Here is a 21,130-nt window from a genome sequence, read left to right as displayed (position 1 = left end):
CACACGTTCGGCGAACTCGGGCGAAGGATCGCGCTTCGCGCGATCCGTTCCTCGGCCGCGTAGGCAGCGACCGGAGATGGACGGACCGCGGTGACCACCACCGCGCGCGGCTTGCCCTCGGCCACCACAGAGACTTGTGCGCGCACCACCGGCGTGCTCGTGCCGCTGCCGGGCACTGGTGCAACGTCACCTTTCCACGTATTCCAGCAGCCGCCGGTAGGTTTCTTCGGCGCTCTTCCACTTGACGGTGCGCGCGGGATGGGGGCTGGGTTCGCCAACAGCCAGCGGACGCGAGACACCGAGCGCCGCCCCGGAATCGATGCTCGCCGTATTGACGAGCGAGCCGATCGACTGAACGCCCGTTTGCGCGGCGCCCGAGTGGCAGGCGCGACAATCGGCAACCAGTTTGAAATAGCGACCGCGCGTTCCCCAGTCAGGCGCCTTTTCATTTTCGAAGAGCACACGATAGACCGGCAGATCGTCGGGCTCGCGATGTAAACCGCCGTGTTGCATCCCCCCCTCGGCCAGCGCCAGGCGTCGCTTGAGAGTGTATTTGGCGGCATTCACGCCATTTCCCATATTGGTGCCAGGGTCCGGCGTGCCGTCGGCGTTCTTGAACACCAGCAGGCGCACCGATTCGACGAGCGACGTCGGAACCATATGCAATTCCGGATCGAGCGCGATCAGGAATTGCACGAGCGCCACTTCTGTTCCGGCAGGCAGATGCGGCGCTTCGGGCGTGAGCGCGATGCTGCCATGTTGCGCCGACGCGCGCCAGTCGATCCCGTGATCGTCTAGCTGCTTCAGATATTCTTCGAGCTGGGCACGGCCGCCCGGGAAGCGGCAGAAGACGCGAAAGTAAGAGCGTCCCTGAAACGCCCGCATGTGCAAGAAGACGTACCGCCGCTCGACATCCTCGGAGCGATGCGCTTGATAGAAGTCGATCTCTTGCCAATCCTCGTTCCCTGAGAGGAGTGTCGGTGGCAAATAGTGGCGCTGTGGATCGAAGTCATGCGTCGCGGCAAACCGACCGGATTCAACCGCCAAGGCATAGTTATTCGGAAGTTTTGATAGCGTTTCGGCGGGCAACGCGAGCCTTTGGATGGCGTGCGCCAGTCTTCGGCAGACTTCGTCACGATGCTTGCGCGTCTCGGCGTCGCCTTGACGGGCGATGTGGCGGCCCATCAGAAAATCGAACAACGTCCACAGATCGTGTTGTAGCAGCACCCGCGCCATGGGCTCGCTTTTCAGCTTGTCGCCTCCGTCGAGGAATTGATCGAGCAGGGTCGTCAGCTGCGCCATCGGCTCCGGGTCGTCCCAATACGTGGTGCCGCCCCAGCCGAAGAATTCGATCCGGTCTCCTCCTTCGATCCGCTCGACCGGCGCACCACTGCGCCGCGAAGGAAGGTGGCTTTTGCGGATCGTGGCGGCGGCAAAGAGCCGATTCCAAAGATGGTGCGGATCGGCATCGAAAAGCGGCGGCGGATCAGTCGAGCGAAGCGATCCCGCCAGCTCGCCCGTGTGATGATAGGCAGGGTCCAGTTCGTCGAGTTCTGTCGCGAGGCTGCGCGTATTCAATAATGCCAGCGCGGCCATTAGCGTCCCCGCCACAACTGAACAGGCCGAACAGCGGGGAAGTCGAACGTGGGCTGAATCTTGCTGCTGCGTCACGTCGGTTAACCACCTGCGCGTTCGAAAGTTCATCTGAACGATCCAATCCGTGCCACGACGCAAAGCCGCCTTTATGCCTGACCTCGTCCCTGGGCGATCGCGGCGATCCGCCCCAATTCTGTCTGCCGCAGTCGATGCCGGCAATGGGCCCCTCAGAGCTTTCACCCCACACCCTGGGGACGTTGGGCCCGTACTTGACAGAACGGAAAGTATAAAGCAGGCTTTACGTATGAGCCGAAGAACGCACCGAAAGAGAAACTTTAGCGAGCAACTGCGCCGCGCCATTGGCGGCTGCGGCTTGACGCGCTACCAACTGTCGAAGCGCACCGGCATCAGCGAGGCCACGCTATCGCGGTTCATGTCAGGTCAGCGTGGTCTGACGCTCAAGGCCGTCGACAAGCTGGCCGACCTGCTCGAGTGGAAGCTGGAGAGCAAGGGGCGCCGCCGCCCACCGGGCTTCATGGACGCGCCGCGTGCGAAAGTTCGCGCCAAGCGCGCAACGACCGCGATTCCGGTGAAAGAGCCCACGCCGACCCGACCGCGGGCCACCGCCAAAGCGCGGCGCAGCACTTAAGTCGTCAACCGAAGAGTGCGCCTGGCAGGATTCGAACCTGCGACCTACGGTTTAGGAAACCGTTGCTCTATCCCCTGAGCTACAGGCGCAAAACCCTCTTTTTTCTGTGAACTTGTCCGGATTCCTGTCCGGATGAAGTATAGTACAGATAGGAGGGCAAGCAAGCATGAAACTGCCGTACTACAAGAAGTCTCACCACGCATGGTATGCGGACGTTGGTCCGGGTGGCAAACCCGTCCGGCTGGCCAAGACCCAGAAGGATGCCAACGGAAAATACCTCGACAACGATGGCAAAAGTAGCAAGGAAGCCGCCGAGCGTGAGTATCACAAACGGATGGCAGGTGCGCAGCCAGTCAATTCCGCCACCACAATACAGGAACTCTGCCAACAATTCCTCGACTGGGCAAAGAAGAAGAAGAAGCCTAGAACTCACCAGACCTACTTGGAGCGACTGACCCCGTTCGTCGCTCACTGCGGAAGTGTAAAGGTCCACGAAGCGCGGGGCCATCATATCCAAAGCTGGATAGACAACCTTCCGGGCGGATCAACGTACAAGAATGGCTGTGCTGCTGCCGCAGCCCGCGTGTTCAACTGGGCAATCAAGCAACAACTGGTCGAGGGTCTGGCAATCAATCCCGTGGTCAGCATTGAGCGCCCGCAAGTCATACCACGCGAAGTTGATATTTCCGATGCTGACTGGCAGCGCGTCCTGGACGCTGCGCAAGCTGACTTTGTGGACGTGCTGAAGTTCTTGGATGCGACCGGCTGCCGGCCGCAAGAGGTGCGGTGTGTCAGCGCTGCACACAGAGAGGATCAAGATTTGATCCTGGAGCGCGAGAACAGCAAGGGTCAAAAGGTTCGCCGAGTGATTCGGCTGAATTCCGCTGCTGCCGAGATTATCGACCGACTGTCGAAGAAGCATCCGACCGGACCGCTGTTCCGTGGTCGCAAGGGTCAAGAGTACACGGCCGGAGCAATTGCGCAGCGATTCTCAAAGCTACGCAACAAACTGAAAATCAACGGGCTGTGCGCCTACGCTGTTCGCCATCGTTTTGCGCAGCGTGCGCTACGGAGAGGTCTTACTGCCGACACCACTGGCGTACTAATGGGCCACGTCGATGGGACAATGGTCCGCAGAGTGTACGGCCATCTAGAGAGACAGCACCAATTCTTGCGTGACGAACTCGACAAGGCTACGCAATGAGGCGTGGCCGTTGATCCGCTAGATAGCGCTCGATATCGGCAACCGCGAACCGGACCGCGCGTCCGTGTTTCGTGGACCGCAATTCTTTTTTGCGGGCCATCTGGTAGACCTTATCGACGCTGACGCCTAGCCGTTCGGCGACTTGTTCAGCGGTCAAAGGTGCCGGCGGCTTCGCCCTATCGAGATGATCGGCGATGCGCTCCAGGGCGATTGCGATTCTTGTTGCTGCTGTCATATGAATTGAAAAGACCCCAGTTGATCGCTGATCGCTTAGCACTTGTACCGCTGGCGCTTGGGCCGTTGCCGAACCTAATCGGCCTAGGCGTTGTTGGCTCTGGGTTGTTGGCTTTGGACTCTGGATCAACTGGGGTCCGCTATTTTGTTAAACGAGCAATGCGTTTCGGCTGCTGTCATCGGCACCGTAATAGATACTGTCTAGTATGGCCGATTCAGCATCGCCAATTGGCAGCGCGGGCATCGGTTCAAGAAGTCGGTCAAACTTCCCATTGAAAGCCGAGTACCACTGGCCGTCGTCACAAAAGAAGTAGATGAGATTATTAGGTTGCCGCAGCATCATCTTGTCGCCTGGCCACGGGTCGGCCTCAAATCCTTGGAAGCCTTCGCAAAGTTGTTCGCTCACCAATCGGCCGTACTCTAGGACTTCCCGGATGTACATCCTGTCATAACGCTTGTTTGTAAACATGCCGTCGCATTGCACGTCGCAAACAATCTCATTCACGGCATCGAAGATTGCACGATTCTCAATTCGCAGTAGCTTGCTGATGTTGGTAGCGGCCATTGATTGCACCTCATCTTTGGTTCCATCTGTCCGCAGGCGACGTGCCTGCGGCCCATGCTTGTTAGGTGCAGCAACTCGCAAACTGGCACACCAAATTTCAAAAAAAAAAAAAGCCGAGACTGCGCCGTGATCCGGCCACCGCGATATAGATGCCCGGATCGCTGGTGCCTGGGGGTGGTAGGAGTGCCCCCAACGCGCGGTTATGGGAGCGTGTATGCGCGGTTGTGCTTATCGGCCCCACAAACTCGCTACAACCGGCACAACCGCTACAACCGTCATAATCGTTACAACCGGTACTGATCGCATGTACACTATGCACGGCCGACGCGGACAGGTCCCGGACAAAGTGACCCGCAGACCCCAGGAATCCAGGCACCAAACGAGCATAGAGCAACGGTGTGCGTAGCCGGAGTCTGGCGGGTTGCCGGACCTGGGGACGGGGCAGGGTCAAATCTTCGGTGGGGTGGCGGCGATTTTGCGGGTTGCGCGGCCGTTGCTCTTTCGTCTGGGGCGTGCCTAGAAACTAGCGATCGGCCCCCGGGGACGTGTTTCATCCGGGAAATCCAGGGCCGGCGGAGGGTCGGCGGAGGGCCGGCGGAGGGCCGAGGTGCGTGCCCAGAAACTAGGCGTTTCGCCGCGGCGGACGTGCCTGGGCCTCAAGATGACCCATAAATCAGGGGTCTATCGCATAACCCGTCAGAGGGGTAGAGTTACTTTTCGAGTAACTCGACCGGGCTCCGGCGGCTCTAAAAGTAACTCGGCGGAAAAAACGATGCTAAGTCCTTATATATCAAGGATTTACGCGAACGCAATAGCTCGATTTCCACCGATAGTTGCTTTTTTTTATTAACTTCTACCCTACCCTATAGAGAAAAATATATTGATGTCTGTAAGGGAAAAAGAAGTTACCCCGAAAGTAACTCGAAAACTAACTCATCGCCGCGGCGAGCGAAACCGCCCGCTGGCATCCCGTGACGGGGGCGGTCGCGGGGCGTGTCGCCCCTTCCTGCGTCGGTCCTGGCAGACAGGACGCATGATCCCGGCCGCGGCCTGAAACTGCTCGGCGGGGAGTATGACGCATTCCCCCGGCCCCTGGACCGCGCGCGGCAGCGCGCGAAGCTGATTCCGCACGCGGGGGTGCCCCTCAGCGATTGCGTACAGTGTGTCGCCATGCACACGGAGCAGCCCGTACGCACATTTTACCGCCGACCCTACTACAACGTAGTCCTGTCTCAGTCTGTCTAAGTCCATGCCTGTTAGGTGCAGCCCGGAGCAATCTGGCACACCTGCACGCAAAAAAAAATTCCAGAATCGAGTGTGCCAAATCGGTCTGGGCTGCACCTAACAAGTGTGTGTGTGTGGCGAATTACAACTTGAGACAGGAGCATCAGGGTGAATTTACATGTTGTTACTGTGGCGGGCCCAGTCACGCTGACCGGCGACGAAATCGCACGGGCGATCCAAAAACTGGCAGATGCCAAGACTAGTCCCATCGTTGAGCAGTTCATCGCTGCCGAATGCTACGAAGTAGCCGGCGCAAAAATCCTTTTCACGGACTTCTATGCGCGCTTTCTGCGGTCGCTAGTCAAAAGCGAGCGCCGCGAGTGGACCCGCACGCGGGTCGCGAAAGCTATTCCAGCACGCTTCCCGTACGGCCGGCACACCGGCAACCGCCGGTACATCGGTAATCTGTCCTGGCACCGGGTCACCCCGACGCGGCCCGCGTGGACAGTCATGGACGGTCTTCTAAGGCCGGTCACTGCCTAATCCCGTCCCAAACGCCCTAGGATTGCGTATAGCAGCGTCCGGCAACACCCCCGGTGTGATTGCACCATGCTTTTTTCTATGGGGCTCGTAGGCGTTTTAACATGGACCGCCGCGGCAAAACATGAAATTTAAGGACGAATGGGAGACACATTTCCCGGCTGTAGTCGAGCGCGCCGCGAAAGCGACAATAAAGCGTAAGCGTTTACAACCGGACCGCTGGTACAACGAACTGAGGGGCGTCGGCCAGCTTGCCTACATCGAAGCTGGCCCCATCGATGAGAAAACCCTGTACGGCATCATCTGTACTGCTATGCAGAGGCATATCCGCGCCGAGTCCCGCGAACCGCAATCGGATCAAGGGGCAGTCGAGCGAGCCATCTACGATCCTGACGCCGCGGCGGAACTGGAAGACGACATACTCGCATCGTGTGACCCACTAGACGCCGAAATCGTGCGACTGCGGGCCGCGGGATACAGCCGCAAGGAGGCCGCGGCTGAACTAGGAATCGATCCGGCAACCGTGACGCGGCGGCTGAATGCGATAAAAAAGCGATATTTTTCCTGATTCTGTGCAATTTGTGGCCCTCCCCGTGACATAGATAATAGAGGGGCGAATGCCCCATTCGCACGGACCATCTATGGGGTCCACAATCCGTACACCTGGGCGTGGTCGGCTCGCTACCGTCCCCCTGCGACGATCGGAGCCACGATCGTCGCGAAATCATCCCCAGTGTGCGTCGGATAAGTCCTAGGTGTATCTCATATTGGCTCTTCTTTGCGCTTCCCAAAAACTGAGCGCGTAGTCGCGATCAAGGTGCTACGCTGCTCGCGCCGTGAGAGGTGTTTTTCCTTGTCGCCCTCACGGCCGCTTCTACTTCGCGCGATTTGTCTGGGTCATGGGGTCGCGCGAAATCGGGCGCGGCTAGGCTCTCACCCTAGCCGCGCATTTCCCACGAAAGGCACCAAATGTCCACAAGCTATTCGCTCGTCACGAGCAACCTTTTCGATCCGACGCACGTTCCCGCGCTCGACGGTCCTGGGGTCCTGCACGTCATCCTACAGCTACTACAGCATTACGATTCGAGCGCTGCGCTCGTTGCATCGAATCCGTACGAGGATGCCGCGCAAAAAATCAAATCTGTCATCGTGGACTCGCCGCTCCGGCGAGAAATCCTGCAACTGCTCGAATCGCGCAGCGCTCGATACGCGGCGGGCCAGCGATGAACGTTTACCAAATCGTCGAGCGTGACACGGACTTGCCCGAACTTCAACTGTACTGCCGGTGTGCGCAAGCGCTCAAGCTGCCGACAGATGATGCATACGGCGAATCGAATCCGTATCGCACGGTCCTACGGAATCTCTCGCCAGCATTCTTCTATGGCGGTCGTGTTGTTCCGGCGGCTAAGGCGAGTGTGGCTTACTTGTGGGACCGCGCAGATCAGTATGACGAGCGAGGTTTCTAGTGGGTATCGAATTAGATCGCGAAGTTTCTGACACGCGAGGCATGGTCTATGGCCGTACGACTGTCGGACTAGTGCCGGTGCCATTGACGGGCCGCCGAACACTCGACAACACAAACAAGTTGTTCCGGGGCGTCGATATCGTCGCGAATCCCAACAACACGACGAATGTCTACGTTGGACTTTCTACGGTGTCGATCAGCGACGGCATGCCATTGCGGCCGGGTTTTTCCATTAGTTTGCCGATCGACGATCCGTCATTCGTGTGGGTAGCGGCGGAAGATGATGGGCAGCAAGTTGCCTGGATAGGTGTTTGATGGAAACCATTTTTGCGAGACTTCATCCGAACGAATTCAATTACGTTCGAGAGACAGAGCACTTCAGCGGTTATGAGTACGGCCCATCCTTCTTTGAGCACGCGCGACACTCGATACCTGGCTGCACGTTGCTCGCTGTCGGTGTCGTAGATGGCGTAGTTCATCGCGCTTGGTTCCTGGAGTCCTATGTGCCGGGCCTAGAACTTTGCCCGTTCGATCCGCACCAGAATCGCGAACCGTTGCCGACGCATTTCCTTGTTTGCGGCGATTCGGTACAGCCGGACGCAAGGTCTAAGCGATTTAACCCCGCGCACAATGAGACTCGATATTGTACACCGCTGCTGAAGCGCCCGGATCGGTGGCTGGGCCGATGGGAGCAGCACACCACGACACTTATCGTAATCCGTGCCGGTGTCGTTCGCCGACTATTCCGGTTCGTCCAGCGTGCGATCAATTGGTTGCGGGGTGGACGATGACCACACGCCGACAATTTTTACGAGAGCAAGCGAGACTCTCAAAGAAGCACGCGGAGGGCCAGAGATTGGCCGCCGCCGCCGCGCCCAAAACACAGCCCCAGTCGGAGAAAGATAACAATGCCCCAACTGACCAGAGAACAAATTGAAGCGAACCTACAGGAAAAGGTAGGCCGCATGCCTGGCGAAGACACCCAGGCATATATCCTGCGAAAACAAAACGAAGCGGCATTGAGCGGCAAGCAACGCCGTGAAGCACAGACGCAGGTCACGCGCGAACAAGTTGAGGCCCGGATCGCCGGCATCGACGCGAAGCGCGCGTTAGACCGCGATGCGGCCGAAGCCAGACGAGTGGAACAAGCCAAGCTTGCGGCGGAAAATCCTTTCCGCCAAATCCTGGACAGCGAGTCCGTCACCTTGAGCAAGGGCGCACGAAAACGCTTCAAAGATTTAGCCGCATCTCGCGATGAACAAAATGCGGCCGAGAAAGTAGAACGCGAGCGAATCGCAGCCCTGGAGGCATCGCCTGCCTACCAAGCCGCCCTGAAGCAATCGGCCGCCTGGATCGAAGCGCTTCCCGACGAATTCAAACAGCAGGCCAGAAACAACCAAGCCGCCCTGACCACGACCTACGACGTGGACCGCTACTACGCCGCAATGGACGTACTGGTCCAGCAGGCTCGCGAGTCGCTGGACGCTAGCCTAGCCGAATACTTCGCCGAATCGGCAGCGATCGACGCTAAGGCCCAGGCCATCGAGCAGCAGCGCGCCGCCATCCAATAACTTCCCGAACCGCTGGCATCGGGGCGACCCGGTGCCGGCGGCACTTACAGAGTCCGACCAATGGCCGACCTAAACCAACAGCTTGGCTTTGACGTTTCGCAGGCGCTTGAAGCGTGTAAGCAGCTAGATTCGTCGCTGACGAATCTCCAAACCCGATTCACGTCCGTTGCAGGATCAATAAACCTCTTCAACAGTGCTGGCTCGAATGCAAGCGCCGCAGCCAAGCAAGTTGGCAATGCACTGCGCACGGACTTGGGACAGGGTGCAGCCGCGTCAACCGTGAATGTCGATAAGTTGACGGTAAGCCTCGGGCTGCTTAGCCGTGTGGTATTCACACAAGCCATCGTGCGTGGTATGTCCACGGTCCGCAATGAGATTAGCGAGACTCTCCATTCATCGCTCGATTTTCAAAAAGCTGTCTCGAATATCCAGACGATCGCAGGCGACCGGTCCATCGAGTCATTAGCCAAAGATGTTCGCTCTCTCAGTGACGCCTACAACATACCGCTACTCGACGTGGCCAAGGCGAAATACGACGTACTGTCAAACGGTTTTACGAACGCCAGCGACCAACTGCAAATCCTGGAAGCATCGTTCAAGCTCGCGAAGACGACCGTTGCCGGAGGTGTCGATACGGTCAACTTGCTCAGCACTGCGCTAAATGCGTTTGGTGAATCCGCGCCCAATGCGGAGAAGCGCGCTGCGGAGTTCTTCAAGACCGTCGAGCTAGGCAAGATCGTCGGCTCTGAACTGGCAGCGAATTTGCCTAAGGTTGCTCCCGGCGCGAATCTGCTCGGAATCAAGCCTGAAGAGGTGTTAGCTGGCTTCAGCACGTTGACGCAACGTGGTGTCAGCCCGGAAGAGGCCGCGACTCAACAGAACGCGGCAATTACTGCCCTATTGAAGCCGACAAAGGCGACCGCCGACGCAATGCACTTGTTGGGCTTTGAAAACGCCCAAGCGCTCGTCAAAGCACTCGGCTTTGTCGGCGGTTTGCGTGCCTTGATCGGTACAACGGATGGCTCGGCCGAAAGCATCGCGAGACTGTTCACGAATGTACGCGCCATCAAAGGCGTACTCGGCGAGGCACAACAAGGCTTTGACACGTACCAAGAGCATCTGCAAAAGATTTCCAATTTCACCCCGTCCGATCACGCCAACGTCTACTTACGGCGCATTTCCACGGACGCAGAGCGCGTCGAGAGCGATCTTAACAAGCTGAGCAATGCACTCACGGACGGTGTGGGCGGTGCGGCCGTCAAAGCCGCAGCCGAATTCAGCCGTTGGGCTGGCGGTGTGGAGAATGCCACGTCTGTCATCGACGCTGCCGGCCCGGCTCTCTTAGGGCTTGGTGCCAGTCTTGTACTCATAACGACGCAGTTAGGCGCAGCGCGGCTTGCCGGTGTCGGCTTTTCTACTGCACTGGCGGGACTAGCGGCCGTTCCGGTCGCCAAAGGACTTGGCGTTTCGATTGGCCAATTCATCAATGCCAATCTTCTCGACCAATCCGCGCAATCAAAGGCCTTGGAAGCCTTGAACAAACAGAATCTCGACAAATTGAACGAGAGCGGCGCGAATGAGATTGAAGTGCAGACGCAACGGCTGGCGAATCTCCGTGCAGAAGCCGAGCAAATTGTTACCCAGAGCGATGCGAACCGCGGCGCGCGATCCGGCGCGCCGTTCGCTGACCAATTGCGATCCGACTTTGATGCGTTTGTTGCTCACTATGCGGCCGTATCGCATCAAGCGAAAATCACTGAGAAAGACTTTAACGATTTGGTCGCGGAGCATGCCAAGTTAGTCAATGACACTCAAGCATCAAATTTCGTCACGCGCGCGACCTTTCAGCCGGAATTAAACCAGTACGACGAAGGCTTGAAGAAGCTTAAGGATATTCGCGAGACAGCCGCTACGGTCAAATTCGACCCGGCCGGCATTGGTACCGAAGCACTGCAAACATCCGTGAGCGCTGCCGAAAAGGCAAAGCAAGCCAACGCGGATTTAGTCCGCGACGATCACGATACCTTGGAGCGCATCCTTCAAGCGCGCCAGAGATACGCCCAGGACCTGAAACGGCTCTCCCAGACTTCGGCGCAAGACTCAATCAAGGATCAACAGCACGCCAACGATCTTGCCCAACAGTTAAGCGATCAGCGCTTCAATTACGCCAACAAGCGATTCAGCCAGTTGCAACAGTCGCAGCGTGACCGCAACCGCGCCGACAGTCTATCCTCGGAGGCATCGCGGCTGCTGTCGCGTGCTCAAACGCCGCAGCAGATTGAGCTAGCTAGCCGGGAATTCCAGCGCGCCCAAGCGTTCGCGCAGCAAGCGGCTACGGCTGCCCAGTCATCCGGCAACCGCACAGCGCAACTACAGGGAGAGCGCGAGATTGAAAGCGTCTTGCGTCGTCAGACGGACGCTACGCGCGCACAAGCGGCCCTCAAAGCACAAATCGCATTGCAGGCAAACGCGGCTGCCGCGGCCGAACAAGCGAGAGTCGATGATATCGCCAAGACGAGCAAGCATTTTCTGGATAACTTGAGAGAATTTGATAGCCAGGGAAACCGCCTGCCTGAAGCGCAAATCGCCAAGAATCGCGCTGCGGCCCAGGAAGACTTGGCACACCTCAACAGCGTTTTATTTTCGCCTAGTAGTCACTTTGATATTTCGACGGTGCTCAGCTTCGACAAGCTTCAGCAGCGCTTGCAACAAGCCGTTACAGGAACGCGGATCAACGACCTGGAAGCGTCAGGCCAAGCGCTGTCCGGGATGAGCAGCCAGATTCAGGGCTATTTGGACTCGCAGCAGTATACCGTCAGTGTGGCGGCCAAGGTTGCGGCCGAGACGGAAAACGAAGCCTATGGTGGCGTCATTGGCCGCTACTTCTCTGCCGGCGGTCAAGCGCGTGGCACGGACACCATTCCGGCCATGCTCTCACCGGGCGAATTCGTGATGAACGCCGCGAGTACGCAAAAGTTCTATTCGCAACTGGTCGCCATGAATGCTGATCGCCCCGTTTACCGGGCGGAAGGTGGGCCGGTGAGCAGTGTCACCTTCAACGGCGGAATCAATATCACTGAATCCGCAAATCCGCAGGCCACGGCCCGCGAGATTCAACAACTCTTGCGCCGCGAAGCGCGGCGCGGCACGTCGCTGATCTAGGAACATAATGAACGTTTTTGATATCACGTCCCGGGAACTCAGTCAGCGTATCTCACAGCATTTCGGGTATACGCGCTACGACGTGCTGTACTCTGTGCGACCGTTGGCCGGCCCCACAATCGAGCTTTGGGCCGGGGACTGGATTCATCCCGCGCTATCGCAGCAAGTCGATCGAATTCGAGAGGGGCAGATTACCGGTAACATTGAGCTACTCTTGCGCCTGATGGTCCAAGATGGGGTGCTCGAAAAGGGACTCTATCGAGTCTCGGCCTACTAATGCCCGCCAATCCCAACTGGGCACGATGGACCTTCTCATCGGTCGCCCATCATCTGAAGACCGTCGCCACGCAAGCCGGATTAGCCGTCCTGGTCGATCATCTCGACGATCGCACCACAGCTTTCCAGCAAGCGACCGATCGGGTCGAGATTCGCATCACGGGACCGTTTACCAAGGAATGTAGCGCGAACTACTACCAAATCCTGATCGACGCCAACGTGTTGATCTTAAGCCGCTACGACACACCGAACAAGAACGGACTCGACATCCTCACCTACGAGGGCCTGTTCAACGAGGCGATGGATTCGCCGATCCCGGTGTGGAACTACGGCCAGGAACTGACCGACTACAACCCCGACGATCCCGATTCGCAAATCTTCCTTGGTTGTCTCTTGCCCAAGTCGGGCAAGGACAATAGCGCGGTCCGCGTCTTCAACTTCGGCCAGGCCGACAAAGTTGAAAAGATCAAGTGCTCCGTAGTGGACGCCCGCTACGAGATGTACATCGATTGGAATGCCGTAGCCCGTTGACCGAATCGGGCTACGGTGTTCTTTTTTGGGGAGTCTTAACAGTGATTGATTTCGTGCGTGAGAGCGTGACGCGAGTCCGCGTCGAAGACTTAGAGGCTTGGGCAACGGAACTGCTGGGCAAGCGCTGGCGGTTTTCGCAAGCCAGCGGCCATCGGGGCGAGCAATCAATTGATTACATCGTGACGGGCCAAGACGCCAAGCCAGAATCCGTGCTTGGCGTCCTAAATGCCGCATGCCGCGAAAAACGCATCCCGGCCGGACTCGTCATCGTGGATTGTCACCGGCCGCGCGGCGTCCCGTACTGGCAGCAGCGACGGCAGATGGCAGCGCAGGACCGTGACGCCGCGCGACGATTCGCGAGTATGGCCGCGCAAGCGTTGCTTTAGGTACGGCTCGCGGAATCGGCATAAAAATCTTTTCGGCACGACCGGCTAATCGGTTGTGCCGATTTTGTTGCGCGCCGCGCGGCCGGCTAAAGAATGCGATTTTCCGCCTATACGTATCGATGGAGCGTTTTACACCAGCTTTGACGCTTTATCACCAGCTTTGACGTACGTTTGCCATCATTCCCGGCACGTTCGTTGCCGCGAGCAAAACTAGCAGAACCGGCTGCACTTCACATTGTCCACGGACAGCGCATCGTTGAGCAGAGGGGCCGCGTGGCCCACATTTTTGCCCAACTTTGGAGGTTGCACCCATGATGCGAGTCCGAAACGACAGCCTGATTTTCGACGGAAACGACTTGGTAGCATTGCTTGACCGGCACGACGTAGAAATCCCCGACGATGCCGATGTACAAGTTGCCTTGTCCAACGGCGAGTCACTTCAGTTTATCGACGCGGAAGACGTGTGCCTGATTGTTCGCGTCACGCGCGAGGATTCGACCGCCGAGAATCCCGACATATTGCCGATGCTTCCGCTGGCCGATGCCAGCTAACGCAGTTACATTAGCGGACGCGGGGCGTATCCCGCCCCTCCCCTAACCCGCCGTGACGCCTGTTGGCTGATCGTCGCGAAAGCATGCTCCGAGGTGTATGTCTCAGAGGTGGCCGAATCCTACCCACGACTCGCTGCGTAGCTTGCGGCTAGGGGCCGTGAGTCAAACCGTCTGAGGGGTGCGACCCTCAGGCGGTTATTTTATTGGCCATCAGTTGCCGTTACACTATTGCCGTTGGGTGTAACCCACACCCTTCCCCACATTCGCCGGAGCCGTGCGAACTGCCCTGCGCGGCTCCGGCAGTGTTTTGTTGGCAAAGAAGAAATGAACAACCGCCGCGACTATCTCAGAAAACTAATAAAGCAATCCGCTCACGACGCGGCGCAGCTATTCGGCGTAAAGAGCGTAAGCGTAATCGCCGCCGGGTTAGTCAGCACCTCAATAGCTGCTTGGGCATTTGGTTATTTCACCAGCGACCCAGGCAAGGCTTGGGAGAAAACAGTTTGGGCCTTCCTTACAGTAGTGGTCGGCTGGGTCGTTTTGGCTGTCGTTTTCGCGTTCTACGCGGTCTTCAAGACCCATCTGACCTTGTACGATCAGGTGTCGGGTCAACTCGCCTCAAAGGAAGAAACGATCCAGTCGCTTGGTAGCCAAGTCGCAACGCTCACTTCGGAACTGGAAAAGGCAAAGAACGCCAATCCAGAGCTAAGCATGAAGCGAGCGAAAATGCGAGGGTTTCTACAGCGTCTCGAACAGTCGAAGGCATTGCTTGAAGCCTCCGACACGGCAGCCGTTTTGGCATTCAATAGCTTGGATCGTGAGGTCTACAACTACGTAAAGGAGCATTTCAAGGCGTTTCCAGGCTATGGCGTGAATCCGCCAATGGCGAACTCTCTCACAAAGCAAGATCACTATTCAAAGCAACAAATTGCGCCGATGATTGCTGCCTGCCAAAATCGAATCGAATTCGTCACAAACATCCTAGGGCATCTGGAATAGGTACATGCATCGCGAGCCGCAGGCATTGCTTCTTAAAGAGGCAATCAACGATGTCCGGGCAATGGCTCAACGCTGGATCGACTTAGGTCTTGAGTTGCCAGTTGTCTTTGTGGTGGACTGGACGGACAAAAATGGCAAGGCGTTTGCCGAGACGTTTATCTCGCCTAAGGAACATCAAAGGGCCAAAGACGACCGAGACGGCGGGATGCAACCCGGCTACGTTCCTACCGTTCTGCACCCTATGTCGGTTGAGCAAGCCGACAAAGCACTAGCGAAAATGGCAACTGGCAAGATGATTCGCGAGATAGTCGTACCCGATAAAATCGTGACGATTGTGGTTGCATTTGGTGAGGTAAAACCGTATCTCGTCAGCCTCAAAGACCAGCCGAGCAACAAAGATGGCGAATCCTGATACGTGGTGGGTGGACGTTATCCGATCCGTATCCATTGCTGTGCTGTCGTCATTGCTGTCGATCTTTGGCAGTTTCTATGCAATTGGTAAGTCGGACCGTCTGCGCCGTCTCGCCGGGTGGGAACCGTACGCGAAGGAATTATGGATTCGTCGTGCTGACCTTTGCACGGAACTTGTGGTCAAAGTTTCCAAAGCTCAAAACTGCGGAAGCAACTGGTTGCTTTTCGCGTCGGCAGGCAAAGCGGCCACAGAGACTGATAAGCTTTGGTCTGAGTTCATGGCCGCAGCCAAGGATTTGCATGATCTAATTCCAAGATCGACGCTGCTGCTTTCAGCTAAGGCGTGTGATGATTTGATGGCCGTGATGGCTACCCTTTCGACCCTTAACCCGGTGGCGCTTGAGCGGCGGGAAATATCGGTGCAAGGGTATCGCGCGATGATAGACCCGCATCTACGGCAGCTTGCGGGTTCGATGCGCGCAGAAATACGCGCCGATCAACTTGACGAAAAATTGATCGGCGCACTACAGGGCACCGTACGCACTGACCGCGGTTGACTCGGCGACGACCAGCGCTAGGATTCCGTAAGCGCATCTTTTGGCCATCCCGAAACCATTACGGCGGAATTATCATGGATCGAAAGCAACTCAGCCCGGAGCAGCTAGTTCTAATGGCATCCGGTCGCCAGATTGAGCTAACTGAGGCGGACAAGGATCGTCTGTCGCGCAGCCAGTTGGAGCTACTGGCTTCCGGACGGATTATCGAACTAACGCAGCACGACAAAGATCGGTTGCTTCCCGAACAGCTAGAATTACTGGCTTCCGGGCAAATCATCGAATTGACGCAGCACGACAAGGATCGCTTGTCGGCTGGGCAATTGGAATTGCTTGCGAGTGGTCGCGTCATTGTGTTGTCGGACCGCGACAAGACACGATTGTCGTCGGACCAACTCACTCTGTTGAAGTCCGGCCAAGTTATCTGAACGGCTACCGACTCAGATACGCCACGCTCAGATATCCCGCCGCGCCCTGCATCGGACCGTCCAGGAAGCGTACGCGGGCGCAGCAGAAGCCCGGATCAATCACTAGCACCGTTCCACCGGCGCGCGTAATCAGCTTCGCATCGGTCAGTTGGTTCAGACCAGCCGTGTCGCCGATCGACTGAAGCTTGTCCATTTCCTTCCACGTTTCGTAGTCCACCGCCACAAGCGCGTTACGCACCGTGACACGCTCGCCACGTCCGACGAAACGTTGCGACGGGGCGGGACTGCCGGTGTTGACCCACAGGTATCCGGCCAGAAAGACGGCTACGAACAACACCCCAAAGACCTGGCTGGTTGTATCGGGCTTAGTTGTCACTGTTGTGTCCCCCTGAGAGCGTCCAGCACCTTGCGGACGGTCCAAATGTCAATTTGTACGTGGCTTCCCTTCGCGCGCTCTAACAGCCATTCCAACGCTTCGATCAGGTTTTGTGTCGTTATCATCGGCCACCTAGAATCAGGAAGGTAAGATCAGGCCCAGCCAAAAACAACACAACGGTAAGCGCGAACGCACACAAGGCCGTGACTCGCATGATATTTCCCCTGTTGGTTAGACCTTGACCATGCCGAATTCACGCCACCCGGCACGCTTGGCGATGCGCGGCGTGGCAAACGTCCGCAGACTCACGTAGGGCTTTTCACGGCCGCGAATGTAGACAGCGAATCGAAAGCGGCGACCGCACGGGATGGCATCGACGTACATGGTGTGAAACCCCTTTCCGCTCTTGTCCGGATTTGTCCGGGAAATGCAGCAACGGGGACCGTTTCCCGTGTTGCTGTAGCGGATAGAAATGGCGGAAAAGCCGAGAAATAAGGGGTTACAACACTGGCCCAGGCGGTTTAGGAAACCGTTGCTCTATCCCCTGAGCTACAGGCGCTTGAAACCGAGTTGCCTTTTGCGCCGACGGCAACGCAATTCGTGGGACACCGGCGGCCGTGTGCCCGTTCGCACCACGCTGCTCCCGCCGGCATCCGGGGCTCACATTCTACCAAAGGAAGGACCTCGGGCGACCGCGATCAGCGCGCAGCGAACCGGGCGCGTCGTTTTGAAATGGGGTACGACGTTCGAGTTGCGTGAAAAGTTCGAGTTAGTCACACCGTGGTGCCAGCCAAGGGGCGGCGAAAACAAAAAGCCCCGTCTGACCAGCTTGGACCCGACGGGGCTTGTGGGATTTTGAATGATCGGATCGCGGCGCACGGATCAGACCTTGCGATACTTTTTCCGCCGCGCGAAGAGGCCCAGGCCGGCGAGGCCAAGCCCGGCCAAGATGAACGAGCCTGGTTCGGGCACGAGATTGGGATTATTGGCATAGGTCTGAGCCCAGGCCAGCGACCCGCCCGCCCCGCCGACCAACGGCACGACCAGGTTCTGGTTGCCCACATTGACGACGCCCGGATTCATGCTGGTCAGATTCACGCTTTGCACGACAGCCGCCAGGCTATTCGTGAAGCTGAGCTGGATGTCGGTCGGCACCTTCTGCTGCGCCGTGCCCCAATTGGGCGTGACCGTGACGGTAGGTCCGGCGGTGCCAAACATCAGCGGACCACCCGAATCGCCGGTCGTGCTGGTGCCTTGGCCGTTGCTCGTGGGATTCGCCGGCGCCACGCCGGCCACGAGCGATGGACTTTTGGCCGTGAAGATCCCATAGGGCTGGAAGTAGCCGGTGTCGATCGAATCGTTGGCGCCGATCAGGGCACTAGTCACGTTGTTCTCGAACATCCGCGTCCCTGCGGCGCCGTTGGTGAAATGCGCAGGCGCGGTCGGATCATACGTCCCCTGGTTGCCGTATCCATATTCGGTGAATGATTGAGTAGCTGCTTTGATCGTCAGGTCCGGAACATCCGTGCCATGGGGGTTCGATGCGGGGGGCGCCACGGCAAACGCCGCCACGCTGGGCACGTTGGCCCTCACCAGGGCGAACTCCGCGGCCTTGTTCGCGTTTCCCACGAGCGCCGTCGTGTCAACCGTGGCCTGTACGATCGTCAGATCCTCGGGAAGCTTTTGGGTATTGTTCGGGTCATTCAGGCTGTACGTTACCGACTTGCCCGTCAATTTCATCTGCAATACATCGCCTGCCAAACCGAAGTTTGCCGTCGTGATGCCTTCGTTCGCCACGTGATTGGCCGTCAAAATCGAAATCGTATAGACCGTGCCGACCGGCTGAGAAACGCCAATCACGGTGCCGGTTCCCTCAACCCCATCCTTGCTCGACAACGAGACCACGTCATTGAGCGTGCCTGCCGGTGCTCCCGTAAAATTGGGAGCGGTGGTGTCGTTAACTGTTTGGTAATTAGGTCCGACGGCCAGTGCAACCGACCCATAGACAAGAAGACACGACGTTCCAACGATCGCGCCCAAAACACGGCAACATTGCGACGATGAATTCATGTGCGTCCAGCTCCATCTTGTTACGCGCCCCCGTAAGGACGCTGGACTTGGTCGTCGAAACCGGTTGCGATTGTAGCCGATCCGGTCCTGGAAGCTATTGAATTATCATTGCCACGTAACGAGTCCTGTACGCCCCGGACGCGAAGCGCGATACAAACCGATCAATAGAAAGCCTTTTCAGTCAGCGCCGCAATCCACACACGGGGGGCGGCGGTTCGACGATCTACCAACGCTTGCCGCAACCTGCAGAGTGCAGTACCGTGAACGGCGCTCAAGGGGCATGCGACATTGCCCGGGAGGTGCATGGGCCATGCGTACCGAGCTTGCCTATCGCGTCTATTCTCGCTGGCCGGAAAATGGCGACGGGTGGATTCACCCCGCCGACATTCGTCTGGCGCGGCGCTTGATCCCCAGCACGCGCGTGTTTCGCTACGACGGCCGCGAGGGGCCTTATCTCCTGCTCAGCTACGGCAAACACCGCCTGCGCGTGCGGCCCACGATGCGGCAGGCGATTCGCGGTGACGGATTCGATCTGGGCGATCAAGTCGAAGTCTGCTCGAAGCTGGGCAAGAACCGTCCGTTCGTGGCCACGATCAGCGAGATGCGCTGGAACGCCCGGTACCGGGTGATCCACTATCAACTGCGCCGCCGCAACATGACGCTCGCGCGCCCGTACACGGCGGATGATTTTCGCGCCGTCGACGATCGAGCGCATTTTCCGGCATTGCTTCCGTCGAACGCTAGCGCTCGCATCTCTTGATCGTCGTGCCAGGGGAGAAGTCGTTCCTCCGCAGGCGCGCGATAGCTGCCTTCGTCTCCCGCATCCTACCAACATGCGGTGCTAGCGGGTCCGCCGACTTTACGCGACCGCTATAAGCCGGAGTTGAGCCCCGGGTGGTCATTTCCCATGCGAGATGTGGCCGATACCCCTCCACTAGTTGGGGCGGTCTCTTCGCTCTGCTGAGTCGCCGCGGTTCTCGCGTCGCGCCCACCGCCCCCCGTCTGCGCGTCTTTTTTTCCACGGATTTCATTTTGTCATCCTGCGCGCTTTGGCCCGCGGCAGGACCAGAGGAGGCTACAGCCATGTTCGCCGGGTGGTCCCAACACCGCATGAGTTTGACATCAGCGATTCTTGCGCTGGGCATGCCGCTGATCTTCGCGACCGCGACCGCGATCGCCAGCGAGAACGCGTCCTCAGCAGCGATCGTCCAGCGGTTGCCACCGGTGTCGCCGACCGCGCCCTTCGTCCTGCCCGCGAAACCGACTGACCTAAGCGCCCCGAGCCCGGGCCGCGGCCGCGGCACAAGCCCGCTGATCTTCGGCGATTCGTTCGGCAAAAAAATGGACGAAGTGACGGACGAAGCGCCACCAAGCGGCACGCAATCCGTGGCGTACTCAGCGATGGAAGCCGCGCAGACGACCTTGTCGCAAACCTATTATGCCGGCGCGGATTACCTGTTCATTCGGCCCCAGATGAGCGAGCCCGCGGCGTTCTTGTTCGGCCACGGCGACAACGGTAGCGCAAACGCGATGCTGAATACTTTCGACTTCAACTATCAATCCTCGCCGCGCGTCTTTTTGGGGTATCGCTCGCCGACGACCGGCAGCGGTATTCAATTCACGTACTGGCACTTCCAGGAAAACGCCAACAGTAATTTCAACGCCACGACGCAGAACTCCGGATTCATCCCGGACGTCAACTTCATCTGGTTCTTGATCGGCCAGAACAACAATAACAACGGCCCGGATTTCGGCAACCAGGTTAACGCCCAGATGCACCTGCGGTTCAACGTGTTCGATATCGACCTGTATAAGCCGGTCGCCTTCAGCGGCGGTCGCTGGCTGCTAACGGGCTCACTCGGCGCGCGCATCATGGATTTCAGCCAATCGACGACCACGCTGTGCTACGACAATGGTGCCTCGTCGTTCAACCAGTATCAGACCAACTCGTTTACCGGCGCCGGCCCGCGATTGGCGCTCGAGGCCAGACGCAACGTCGGCGCATGGTCAGCGCTCTACGTGCGCGGCGGATACGGAATCCTGCTTGGCGGCCACTCCGGGAGTTACGTGGCCAATGATCTGGTGAATGTGAACACGATCACGGTCAACGAAAACCTCGCCCGCATGGTGACCGTGGCCGACATCGAGTTCGGCGCGTCGTGGCGGGCCACCGAGCGCTGGGCGCTATCGGCCGGCTACATGTTCCAGGTGTGGACGAACCTGGCCAGCACCGGTGGACTCGTGGCCTTGAGCGACACCTCGAACATTCTCTCGTTCGACGGCCTGGTAGCCCGTGCCTCGATGCAGTTCTGAGCGAGCGCGAATCGCCGTAGCCGAG

The 21,130-nt window shown here is 58.2% G+C and carries 23 protein-coding genes and 1 tRNA gene; 17 read left to right on the top strand and 7 right to left on the bottom strand.

The window, feature by feature from the left end; translation table 11 throughout:
* Window positions 1-186 precede the first annotated feature (186 nt).
* Entirely contained in the window at window positions 187-1,596 is a 1,410-nt protein-coding gene (locus VHD36_12505) for a hypothetical protein (GenBank protein HVU88131.1), read from the bottom strand.
* 304 nt (window positions 1,597-1,900) lie between these two features.
* On the opposite strand from VHD36_12505, the gene VHD36_12500 reads away from it, so the two are divergent.
* Window positions 1,901-2,245 carry a helix-turn-helix transcriptional regulator gene (locus VHD36_12500; protein HVU88130.1) on the top strand — a complete coding sequence of 115 codons (345 nt, stop codon included), beginning with the start codon at window positions 1,901-1,903 and terminating at the stop codon, window positions 2,243-2,245.
* 16 nt (window positions 2,246-2,261) lie between these two features.
* Here VHD36_12500 and VHD36_12495 read toward each other — a convergent pair.
* Window positions 2,262-2,334: transfer RNA gene (locus tag VHD36_12495), tRNA-Arg, on the bottom strand.
* A 77-nt stretch (window positions 2,335-2,411) separates the two neighbouring features.
* Between VHD36_12495 and VHD36_12490 the strand changes: the two genes are divergently transcribed.
* A complete protein-coding gene (locus tag VHD36_12490; GenBank protein ID HVU88129.1) occupies window positions 2,412-3,449 on the top strand; it encodes a tyrosine-type recombinase/integrase in 1,038 nt (345 codons plus the stop codon).
* A gap of 382 nt (window positions 3,450-3,831) precedes the next feature.
* Here the strand turns inward: VHD36_12490 and VHD36_12485 are convergent, their stop codons facing one another.
* Window positions 3,832-4,248, bottom strand: coding sequence for a hypothetical protein (locus tag VHD36_12485; GenBank protein ID HVU88128.1), 417 nt, complete (start codon window positions 4,246-4,248; stop codon window positions 3,832-3,834).
* A gap of 1,392 nt (window positions 4,249-5,640) precedes the next feature.
* Between VHD36_12485 and VHD36_12480 the strand changes: the two genes are divergently transcribed.
* The 3 genes from VHD36_12480 to VHD36_12470 all read left to right on the top strand — a co-directional run bounded on the left by VHD36_12480 (window position 5,641) and on the right by VHD36_12470 (window position 7,239).
* A complete protein-coding gene (locus VHD36_12480; protein HVU88127.1) occupies window positions 5,641-6,015 on the top strand; it encodes a hypothetical protein in 375 nt (124 codons plus the stop codon).
* Window positions 6,016-6,136: 121 nt separating this feature from the next.
* Entirely contained in the window at window positions 6,137-6,580 is a 444-nt protein-coding gene (locus tag VHD36_12475; GenBank protein ID HVU88126.1) for a helix-turn-helix domain-containing protein, read from the top strand.
* A gap of 401 nt (window positions 6,581-6,981) precedes the next feature.
* The gene (locus VHD36_12470) at window positions 6,982-7,239 is read left to right on the top strand and encodes a hypothetical protein (protein ID HVU88125.1); all 258 of its coding nucleotides are present in this window, start codon (window positions 6,982-6,984) and stop codon (window positions 7,237-7,239) included.
* Window positions 7,240-7,647: 408 nt separating this feature from the next.
* Here VHD36_12470 and VHD36_12465 read toward each other — a convergent pair whose 3' ends face one another.
* Window positions 7,648-7,956, bottom strand: coding sequence for a hypothetical protein (locus tag VHD36_12465; protein ID HVU88124.1), 309 nt, complete (start codon window positions 7,954-7,956; stop codon window positions 7,648-7,650).
* Between the two features lie 429 nt (window positions 7,957-8,385).
* On the opposite strand from VHD36_12465, the gene VHD36_12460 reads away from it, so the two are divergent.
* The 10 genes from VHD36_12460 to VHD36_12415 all read left to right on the top strand — a co-directional run bounded on the left by VHD36_12460 (window position 8,386) and on the right by VHD36_12415 (window position 16,346).
* A complete protein-coding gene (locus VHD36_12460; GenBank protein HVU88123.1) occupies window positions 8,386-9,048 on the top strand; it encodes a hypothetical protein in 663 nt (220 codons plus the stop codon).
* Between the two features lie 60 nt (window positions 9,049-9,108).
* Window positions 9,109-12,210, top strand: a complete 3,102-nt coding sequence (locus tag VHD36_12455; protein HVU88122.1) for a phage tail tape measure protein — start codon at window positions 9,109-9,111, stop codon at window positions 12,208-12,210.
* A 7-nt stretch (window positions 12,211-12,217) separates the two neighbouring features.
* Complete coding sequence (locus tag VHD36_12450; GenBank protein HVU88121.1) at window positions 12,218-12,487, top strand: hypothetical protein; 270 nt, start codon at window positions 12,218-12,220, stop codon at window positions 12,485-12,487.
* Entirely contained in the window at window positions 12,487-13,017 is a 531-nt protein-coding gene (locus tag VHD36_12445; GenBank protein HVU88120.1) for a hypothetical protein, read from the top strand. The genes VHD36_12450 and VHD36_12445 overlap by 1 nt, the downstream gene beginning before the upstream one ends.
* Complete coding sequence (locus VHD36_12440) at window positions 13,014-13,403, top strand: hypothetical protein (protein ID HVU88119.1); 390 nt, start codon at window positions 13,014-13,016, stop codon at window positions 13,401-13,403. The genes VHD36_12445 and VHD36_12440 overlap by 4 nt, the downstream gene beginning before the upstream one ends.
* A gap of 311 nt (window positions 13,404-13,714) precedes the next feature.
* Window positions 13,715-13,954 (top strand): hypothetical protein, encoded by a 240-nt coding sequence (locus VHD36_12435; protein ID HVU88118.1) that lies wholly within the window; start codon window positions 13,715-13,717, stop codon window positions 13,952-13,954.
* A gap of 324 nt (window positions 13,955-14,278) precedes the next feature.
* Window positions 14,279-14,953, top strand: a complete 675-nt coding sequence (locus VHD36_12430; protein HVU88117.1) for a hypothetical protein — start codon at window positions 14,279-14,281, stop codon at window positions 14,951-14,953.
* A gap of 4 nt (window positions 14,954-14,957) precedes the next feature.
* Window positions 14,958-15,365: a hypothetical protein gene (locus tag VHD36_12425; GenBank protein HVU88116.1), complete on the top strand. Its 408-nt coding sequence runs from the start codon at window positions 14,958-14,960 to the stop codon at window positions 15,363-15,365.
* Window positions 15,352-15,921, top strand: a complete 570-nt coding sequence (locus tag VHD36_12420) for a hypothetical protein (protein ID HVU88115.1) — start codon at window positions 15,352-15,354, stop codon at window positions 15,919-15,921. Before VHD36_12425 ends, VHD36_12420 begins: the two co-directional genes overlap by 14 nt.
* Before the next feature lie 74 nt (window positions 15,922-15,995).
* A complete protein-coding gene (locus tag VHD36_12415) occupies window positions 15,996-16,346 on the top strand; it encodes a hypothetical protein (GenBank protein ID HVU88114.1) in 351 nt (116 codons plus the stop codon).
* Window positions 16,347-16,350: 4 nt separating this feature from the next.
* On the opposite strand, the gene VHD36_12410 is transcribed toward VHD36_12415, so the two are convergent.
* The 3 genes from VHD36_12410 to VHD36_12400 form a co-directional block, all read right to left on the bottom strand.
* Window positions 16,351-16,722, bottom strand: coding sequence for a hypothetical protein (locus VHD36_12410; protein HVU88113.1), 372 nt, complete (start codon window positions 16,720-16,722; stop codon window positions 16,351-16,353).
* Window positions 16,723-16,953: 231 nt separating this feature from the next.
* Complete coding sequence (locus VHD36_12405; protein HVU88112.1) at window positions 16,954-17,106, bottom strand: hypothetical protein; 153 nt, start codon at window positions 17,104-17,106, stop codon at window positions 16,954-16,956.
* Between the two features lie 498 nt (window positions 17,107-17,604).
* Window positions 17,605-18,582, bottom strand: coding sequence for a PEP-CTERM sorting domain-containing protein (locus VHD36_12400; protein ID HVU88111.1), 978 nt, complete (start codon window positions 18,580-18,582; stop codon window positions 17,605-17,607).
* A gap of 520 nt (window positions 18,583-19,102) precedes the next feature.
* Here VHD36_12400 and VHD36_12395 point away from each other — a divergent pair.
* Together VHD36_12395 and VHD36_12390 are read left to right on the top strand one after the other, a co-directional pair.
* A complete protein-coding gene (locus VHD36_12395; GenBank protein HVU88110.1) occupies window positions 19,103-19,552 on the top strand; it encodes a hypothetical protein in 450 nt (149 codons plus the stop codon).
* Window positions 19,553-19,902: 350 nt separating this feature from the next.
* The gene (locus tag VHD36_12390; GenBank protein HVU88109.1) at window positions 19,903-21,105 is read left to right on the top strand and encodes an Lpg1974 family pore-forming outer membrane protein; all 1,203 of its coding nucleotides are present in this window, start codon (window positions 19,903-19,905) and stop codon (window positions 21,103-21,105) included.
* Window positions 21,106-21,130: the final 25 nt, after the last annotated feature.

The sequence above is a fragment of the Pirellulales bacterium genome, assembly GCA_035546535.1.
In the GTDB taxonomy this organism is placed as follows: Bacteria; Planctomycetota; Planctomycetia; order Pirellulales; family JACPPG01; genus JACPPG01.
This window is presented reverse-complemented; position numbering and strand designations above follow the sequence as displayed.

What these genes read in the sequence shown, in the direction of transcription:
- VHD36_12415 (HVU88114.1), top strand. Translation starts at nt 15,996, where the DNA reads ATGGATCGAAAGCAACTCAGCCCGGAGCAGCTAGTTCTAATGGCATCC.
- VHD36_12435 (HVU88118.1), top strand. Translation starts at nt 13,715, where the DNA reads ATGATGCGAGTCCGAAACGACAGCCTGATTTTCGACGGAAACGACTTG.
- VHD36_12395 (HVU88110.1), top strand. Translation starts at nt 19,103, where the DNA reads ATGCGTACCGAGCTTGCCTATCGCGTCTATTCTCGCTGGCCGGAAAAT.
- VHD36_12475 (HVU88126.1), top strand. Translation starts at nt 6,137, where the DNA reads ATGAAATTTAAGGACGAATGGGAGACACATTTCCCGGCTGTAGTCGAG.
- VHD36_12445 (HVU88120.1), top strand. Translation starts at nt 12,487, where the DNA reads ATGCCCGCCAATCCCAACTGGGCACGATGGACCTTCTCATCGGTCGCC.
- VHD36_12505 (HVU88131.1), bottom strand. Translation starts at nt 1,596, where the DNA reads ATGGCCGCGCTGGCATTATTGAATACGCGCAGCCTCGCGACAGAACTC.
- VHD36_12470 (HVU88125.1), top strand. Translation starts at nt 6,982, where the DNA reads ATGTCCACAAGCTATTCGCTCGTCACGAGCAACCTTTTCGATCCGACG.
- VHD36_12455 (HVU88122.1), top strand. Translation starts at nt 9,109, where the DNA reads ATGGCCGACCTAAACCAACAGCTTGGCTTTGACGTTTCGCAGGCGCTT.
- VHD36_12430 (HVU88117.1), top strand. Translation starts at nt 14,279, where the DNA reads ATGAACAACCGCCGCGACTATCTCAGAAAACTAATAAAGCAATCCGCT.
- VHD36_12405 (HVU88112.1), bottom strand. Translation starts at nt 17,106, where the DNA reads ATGTACGTCGATGCCATCCCGTGCGGTCGCCGCTTTCGATTCGCTGTC.
- VHD36_12390 (HVU88109.1), top strand. Translation starts at nt 19,903, where the DNA reads ATGAGTTTGACATCAGCGATTCTTGCGCTGGGCATGCCGCTGATCTTC.
- VHD36_12425 (HVU88116.1), top strand. Translation starts at nt 14,958, where the DNA reads ATGCATCGCGAGCCGCAGGCATTGCTTCTTAAAGAGGCAATCAACGAT.
- VHD36_12465 (HVU88124.1), bottom strand. Translation starts at nt 7,956, where the DNA reads ATGAACTACGCCATCTACGACACCGACAGCGAGCAACGTGCAGCCAGG.
- VHD36_12420 (HVU88115.1), top strand. Translation starts at nt 15,352, where the DNA reads ATGGCGAATCCTGATACGTGGTGGGTGGACGTTATCCGATCCGTATCC.
- VHD36_12490 (HVU88129.1), top strand. Translation starts at nt 2,412, where the DNA reads ATGAAACTGCCGTACTACAAGAAGTCTCACCACGCATGGTATGCGGAC.
- VHD36_12485 (HVU88128.1), bottom strand. Translation starts at nt 4,248, where the DNA reads ATGGCCGCTACCAACATCAGCAAGCTACTGCGAATTGAGAATCGTGCA.
- VHD36_12460 (HVU88123.1), top strand. Translation starts at nt 8,386, where the DNA reads ATGCCCCAACTGACCAGAGAACAAATTGAAGCGAACCTACAGGAAAAG.
- VHD36_12500 (HVU88130.1), top strand. Translation starts at nt 1,901, where the DNA reads ATGAGCCGAAGAACGCACCGAAAGAGAAACTTTAGCGAGCAACTGCGC.
- VHD36_12450 (HVU88121.1), top strand. Translation starts at nt 12,218, where the DNA reads ATGAACGTTTTTGATATCACGTCCCGGGAACTCAGTCAGCGTATCTCA.